Annotated in this window: 2 protein-coding genes; both read left to right on the top strand. The window is 41.4% G+C overall.

The features are described 5' to 3' along the window. Positions 1 to 2701 (top strand): hypothetical protein (locus AB4653_RS07275; protein WP_372103697.1); only part of this gene is annotated, 2701 nt, incomplete at its 5' end. Continuing rightward, positions 2694 to 5369, top strand: coding sequence for a DEAD/DEAH box helicase (locus AB4653_RS07280; protein ID WP_102258521.1), 2676 nt, complete (start codon positions 2694 to 2696; stop codon positions 5367 to 5369). The genes AB4653_RS07275 and AB4653_RS07280, both read left to right, overlap by 8 nt. Positions 5370 to 5505: the final 136 nt, after the last annotated feature.

A 5505-nucleotide genomic window follows, 5' to 3' on the forward strand; every position in this document is an offset into this window, starting at 1 on the left:
CTACTGTTCGAGTAACTATTCAGCTGGAAAAAATAGGTTTGAACGCGATTTAGAGAAAATGGTGAGCCTGAATGTTTCTGACAAAGCCGAAGGTAAAACAGGTAAATTTGGATTAGGCTTTAAGAGTGCACTATTGCTTTCAGACACACCACGTATTGTGAGTGGTGATATTTGTGCCGAAATTCAAGCAGGGGTTCTACCCAAAATACCAGAAAAAGCACTAATGGCATCGTTGACAGAAGCCACAGAAAGGTACGCGTTCAATAATCAAATTCCAACTCTGATTCAACTACCAAATTGTAAAGTACCAACAGAACAATTAGCGTCGATTCTAAGGCGCTTTGAGAGTAGCGCGGGCCTTTTAACAGTGTTCTCTCGCCATGTTCGCCAAATTAATATTAACGGTAAGCGTTTCGAATGGATGGGTGCAGCCGTTAACAATCTGCAGGGGGTAGCAATTGGTGACGTCAAACTGCCAACAAATAAGGCCACTCAAGGCGAAGTAAACCTTCGAAGCAGTAAGGTACTTTCGGTGACGACTGCTTCTGGCCAGTTTATATTTGCGTTAGATAAAAGTGGCTTGGTTTCTTTGGAGGACCGAAAGAAGCTAAGTAGCTTCTGGGTACTCAACCCTATTGATGAAGAACTCAAACTAGGCTTTTGTATTAATGCTCAATTTTCGGTAGACATAGGTCGGTCTCAGTTAGCGGTTGATAATGATGACAACATTGCGTTGGCTAAGCTGCTAGGGCAGGAGCTTACTGTGGCCTTAGAGGAAATGTATCAGAGATCATGCCAGTATTGGGATGAGTTTGCAGAGGAACTGGGACTAGGTGAAAAAGCAACATTTACTGGTTTCTGGCGAACGGTTTGGAATGTAATTACGACACAATGGCCCAATCAACTAGGTGATCATAGTTCGAAAGCTGAATTGATAAAGAGTATGTTCACTTGCTCGAATGGCCTTATTGATTTCTATAAACGTCATCCAGCACTTCCGACGAAACTTGCTGGTGAAGAAAGTAAACTAATCGATCTGAAAAGTGTTGAAATTGGAGCAGGACGTTTGCTCAGTGCTGTATATTCTTCTCTATCTGGGCATGAGCGACTATCTAGGTTATCTGAACAAAATCGAATCGTTTCTAATGAAGTTTTTGATGTGCTTGAGCGAATAGGATTTTCACCACTTAGTGGTAACCTAAAAAAACTGGAATTAATTGAACTCATTAAAGACGATCTTCCGAATTATGAAGTTCCACCTACAAAAGCGTCTTATTACGGTCGCTTGTTCGACGGTAACTTTGAAGAGCGAATCTCAAAGTCTAATGCCACCATATCAGAGACACGAGAATTAAAAGAGCATTTCTCGCAAATGCGTTTTTTGAACAACAATAAGATTGGCGTTTATGTTCCATCTAACAAGTTGCTATTTAAGGGAGTAAACGAATACAGCTTATTGAATCGTTTTGCACCAACCACTTCGATTCTCAGCGAGGAATACGACAGTGATGGTGAAAAACTTGCTAATTTAGCTCGCTCTGAATCCGAGTTCGAACCTTATTCTTGGGCACATCAGATAGAAAGTGACGATAAAGGCAAGGGTGGAAAGCAAGACGGTTTGTGTTCTTACATAGTTGATGGAACCCACACTGCGACCCTGCTCAGCAAGCTAAAACAATCTCGACCTCATTTCCTCAAAGAGGGTATATTTGACCCTAAGGTTCTTGATAAATGGCAATGGGATATTGATAAGCAGTCTCGCTTTATTCGCCTTTGGATCGACTCTGAAGCTGATAAGGCGCAACACGTCAGAAATGCCCAGAAAGAGTTTGTTCCTAATGTTGATGATAGTAGCACTATCCTAGAGAACATCGTGGAGTGGTGGAACGAAACAAAGGATTACCACTTAGTTGAACACGATAAATTGCTGTATGCCCAATCTATGCCATGGGAATTAATGGCAGAAGATTTTGCTTTAGAGCAGATAGAAACACGAAAAGGTTGGTTAAAGTTGTTCTACCTAGGCTGTTGCCAAACCTTGGCTTATTCTAATGACGCAGCGAATAGAAATGTCATTGAATGGTTTGAAAATCATGGGTGGTGGGACAAGTTAGCTCAACCTGGTGGGCCAAAGCCGGACTATTGGAACCAATTGATGGAAGAGTACCTGAAAACAGCAAAGGTTAATGAGCGCTATAGAGTATGGGTACAGATTCTACCTTTGTATCGTTTTGCTACAAAGCTAACAGACTATGTTAACTTGTTTAGGAATGCATCGTTCATAAATAACCTCAATGACCTATTGCAGCCCAATAGTTCAAGCCTACTATCCGGCTCGGGTATTGATGTCGCTGAACTCAAAGGAACGTTAGGAATTGGAATCAATTTTATTCTACGAGAACTCACAAGGCACTATGTTATCGAACAGGAATTTAGCTCTTCGACTCATAAATATGCATTTGTTTTACCTCTGAGGCTTAGAACCTTGTTAAACAAAATCGGAGCTGGTTTAAATACAGAAGCTAATCCGACTAATTCAGAGCAGCTCTATAGTTTTTTCTTAGAAACGCTTGTTGAAGATGATAGCCACTTTGGACTGAGTTTTGATATCCCTTTTAGAGTACTTTTGAATGATAGAAAGGCGTTTAAGCGCTGCTTTGATTTTGAGCCATTAGATTTAGGTGAGGCTGAACATGGATAACGTAGCACGCGTCAATCATCCGAAATTTGGATTAGGGAAGATTGAATTTGCCAAACAAGAAACATCACTGGTCAGATTTGAACACGGTTTTGAGGAGTGTTTAAACAGTGACCTTGAGCCTGTTGCTGATCTCAAATCAGATATTCAGTCTGGGAATGCCGTGAAAGCTACGGATCTGGCTTTAAAGTCTTTAGCGAGCTCACTCAAGAGTATCAATGAAAGTTGGAGTGTTTTCTCGAAGTCGAATATCAATTTGTTACCTCATCAGCTATGGGTTTGTCATCGTGTACTCAGGCAGTGGCCAACCAATCAGTTAATCGCAGATGATGTAGGGTTGGGGAAAACGGTTGAAGCGGGGTTGATTCTTTGGCCTTTGATTGAAAGAAAAAAAATCAAGCGTTTACTCATATTGACCCCTGCGCCTTTAGTTGAGCAATGGCAACTGCGGATGCTTGAGATGTTTGATATTAGGTTAAGCATGTATGCACCGGAAAATGACACTGATCGAGTGGATTATTGGGGTGCAAATAATATGGTTGTGGCATCTCTACCCACGTTAAGAAATGACAAAAATGGTCGGCAAGAGCGCATGCTCAATGCCGAGCCTTGGGACATGCTTATTGTAGATGAAGCACATCATCTGAACTCTACAGAGGATAAAGGCGGAACTCAGGGATTTAGGTTGATCCAGAGCCTTGTTGATAACGGTAAGTTTGAGTCTAAGTTATTTTTCACTGCAACGCCTCATAGAGGGAAAGAGTATGGCTTTTTCTCGCTGCTTCAATTGTTAAGACCAGATATTATCAACGCTAGGAAAATGTCTGAACATGAAATGCGTCCATTTGTGAAAGATGTCTTAATCCGAAACAACAAACAGTCGGTGACGGATATGAATGGCGAGCGACTTTTCAAGCCATTAACGGTTTCCTCACGAACTTATGCGTACAGTGAACAAGAGCAGAACTTCTACGATCTACTCACGAAGTTCATCGTTTCTGGTCAGGCATATGCCTCCTCATTGAGTTCTCGAGATCAGCGAGCGGTAAAATTAGTACTAACAGCGATGCAAAAGCTGGCTTCAAGCTCTGTTGCTGCTATCGAGCGAGCATTAAAAGGTAGGATTGAGAAACAAAAACAAGGTCAGAAGCGACTTGAAGATATCGAACAGTTACAAAGTGAGTTAACTGAACAGTTAGAAGTGGATGATTTGGGAGCTGCAACCCCTAGTTTTGCTGAAGAGCTGGCTCTTTTAGAAATTGAATTTATCGAAACCTCGACTCGTGTTCAGTTAATGACTGATGAACTTCCACGTATTAAGGAGCTGCTGCAAGCCTGTCAGGATGTTGAATTTGAAACTCGAATTACGACTATTTTAGATATTCTGGAGACAGAGTTTAAAGATAGAACCGTTGTGTTCTTTACTGAGTACAAAGCAACACAGTCTCTATTGATGGGGGCGTTAAACAAAAAATATGGGGACGGTTGTGTAACTTTCATCAACGGCGAAAACAAGTTGTATAACGTGGCTACTCAACAAGGAGAGAGTGCCGATTACAATACAGACCGTTATACAGCCGCAAAAATGTTCAATGAAGGCAAAGTGCGTTTTATTATCTCTACTGAGGCTGGTGGGGAGGGGATTGATCTTCAAAAGAACAGCTACTCCATGATCCATGTAGATTTACCCTGGAACCCTATGAGGCTTCATCAGCGTGTAGGACGTCTCAACCGTTACGGGCAACAAATGCCAGTGGAAGTCATTACGTTACGGAATCCAGATACAGTAGAATCCCGCATTTGGGATTTACTAAATTCAAAGATTGACCTGATAATGCGCTCAGTTGTTGGTGCAATGGATGAACCAGAAAATCTTATGGAGCTTATCCTGGGTATGGCTGATAGTTCCCTCTTTAATGAGCTATTTGCAGAAGCTGTTATACGGGATAATCCAGACTCATTGGCTTCTTGGTTTGACCATAAAACTAAAACGTTTGGTGGAGAATCTATTGTACAGAAGGTGCAGGATTTAACAGGACGAGCCGAACGGTTTGATTATCAGGACTTAGAGGATGTTCCTCGTTTGGATCTTGCTGACATGAAGCCATTTTTTACCCAAATGTTGGCTATGAATCAGAGACGCTACAAGTTTGACGAGCTAGGTGGGATGTCATTTATTACTCCCGTTAGTTGGTTAGGTGAGTTCCGAACCAAGCGATCTTACGACCAGATCTACTTTGACCGTAAAGCTAAGCAAATAGATAGCCAAGCAGATATTATGGGGTTCGGCCATCCGATGTTGTCTAAGGCAATTGCTCAAGGTGAACAAATTTCGGGAAGCTTTACTTACGTTGAAAACCTAGCGAATGATTTGATTATATTCAAGGTTCAGGACCAAATCACAGGTACAGATGCGTCGGTGAAAAGCAGCATAGTTGGAATTACAGTTGATGCGGAGATGCATTGCTATATTTTGAAAGATGAAGAGCTAATTCATTTGTTAAACGATATTGTGAAAAGTAGCGCTTTAGAAGGTGTGGGGAAAGAGCATAGTGAAATGCTATCTACTCTTGAAGTTGCAAAAGGTTTCTTGTCTGAGCATGTATCTCGCCTAGGGTTACCGTATAAATTGCCTGCTTTAGAGCCTTTGACTGCCTTTTATAAAGCTTAAAAGTTAAAGATATACCTTAATCTATAACTCAAATTGTACTTACTAAGAGCTGGGAGCGTAGTATTTTATTGCTCTAGACTAGGTGGCATGAGGTAGTTTTTAGGTCAGTTTTTTCCAAAGTAACACCAGAAGTAAC

The sequence above is a fragment of the Vibrio sp. 10N.222.48.A3 genome (assembly GCF_041475345.1).
In the GTDB taxonomy this organism is placed as follows: Bacteria; Pseudomonadota; Gammaproteobacteria; order Enterobacterales; family Vibrionaceae; genus Vibrio; species Vibrio tasmaniensis_A.